Annotated in this window: 1 protein-coding gene and 1 pseudogene; both read left to right on the plus strand. The window is 43.9% G+C overall.

Annotated features, from left to right (window positions below):
* Positions 1–857: pseudogene (locus CDZ87_RS16760) on the plus strand (hypothetical protein); the annotation flags it as partial.
* A 3-nt stretch (positions 858–860) separates the two neighbouring features.
* Positions 861–1,241 carry a hypothetical protein gene (locus CDZ87_RS16765; RefSeq protein WP_245834758.1) on the plus strand — a complete coding sequence of 127 codons (381 nt, stop codon included), beginning with the start codon at positions 861–863 and terminating at the stop codon, positions 1,239–1,241.
* Positions 1,242–1,468 lie beyond the last annotated feature (227 nt).

Raw genomic sequence — 1,468 nt, forward strand, 5'->3', positions numbered from 1 at the left:
AGCTAAAGGAAGAAGCGACAGCAGCCAGTGAAGAGCTGGGCAAACTTAGCGATGAGCACGTGTCGATGGTCAGTCGACACTTAGAGCTTCTTGACCACTACGCAAATGAGACACTATCTACATTAGCCAGCGAGGGATTACCAAGTGATTATTACGCTTACGCTTCCTTAGGCGTTGGTATGGCTACCGCTGGTGTTGAGCAACATTTAAAAATTATTAATGGTGTTCTCCTAGAGATTAACGATTTATATGCAGGTCAAGTCGCTATGGCTAGCCGAACCGGAGGCGTGAATTATGGTGAATTCATATCTCAACGCGCAGAGTTATTCAAAAAGCTCGATGGTTCATTTGCAGGGCTGTCCAAACGCACTGTACAGTTGCCTATGTATACGCAAGTAAAGCGAAACCTGAAACTGTCGACTAAATCCGTTATACACAACGCAGATGAAATATTAAAATCAGGCTTTGTGAAAAACTTAGGTAAACGAATTGCTAATGTATCCGTTGGAATCTCAGCAGCCAAAGGAGTTGGTTATATTGGTTTAGGCCTAGGAATCGCTAGCGGCGTAAAAAACATTTATGAAGCATGTAATGTAGATAGCTCCGGCAACTGTGGACAAACAACTAGCAGAGAAATAGCAGGATTTATCGGGGGAGCATACTTAGGCTCACAAGCTGCCACATGGGCTGCGGGTGGTATGCTACTAGTTCTAGGTACAGCTTCGGCCCCTGTAATTGCCATTGCATCTATTAGTGCATTTGTCGTAGGAGGAGTGGCGGGAGGAGTCTTAGGTACTACGGCTGGCAAAGAAACCGGTGATATTGCATATTCGATATACGAGTGGATTGTGGAGTAAATTATGTCGTCAGCAGTTTGGTGGGAATTGATGATAATGATCCCCGCCGCATTTTTTGGTGGTTACGCCCTCATCTGGTCAATTCCAGGTGTGTTTTTTGGAGCTGTATTATCTTTAGGAGAACCCGCACGAATAGTATGGCTCGATAAGCAGTTAGCAAAAGACGTAAACAAACTACATTCAGATTACCAAAATATGTTGTCTTACAGCATCATGTCTAGGTTTATGAACTACTGTATAGCTTACCCACTCATTCGACACCGAGCCACTACGAATTCTACCAAATTCAAACTATTTATGTGGGCCAATTCATTGGGCTTTTGGAGTTGGCTTGCAGTCATAGTACTAGGAGGGGTTGCAAAAGCACTCGGAATAATTGCTTAACTTGTTTTTCTGATGCTAGCTGGACTAATACAGCTAGCTCAATACAACAGCTTCCCACCTTTAGCTCATAACGCCCAATTAAGTAGCCCGAAACGCACTGGCTCACTTTCCGCATTGCTCGGCAACACGAAATTCAACGCAAACCAAAATCGCCGAGCGTTGAGGGTCTGCTTGAATTGTTTGTTATGTTTTACCACAAATGACTGATTTATTTGGCAAAGAACCGC

It is taken from the genome of Vibrio salilacus, from assembly GCF_002811245.1.
Taxonomy (GTDB): Bacteria; Pseudomonadota; Gammaproteobacteria; order Enterobacterales; family Vibrionaceae; genus Vibrio; species Vibrio salilacus.

Bases quoted from the DNA above. Each gene is read 5' to 3' on its own strand.
- CDZ87_RS16765 (WP_245834758.1), top strand. From the start codon at position 861: ATGTCGTCAGCAGTTTGGTGGGAATTGATGATAATGATCCCCGCCGCA.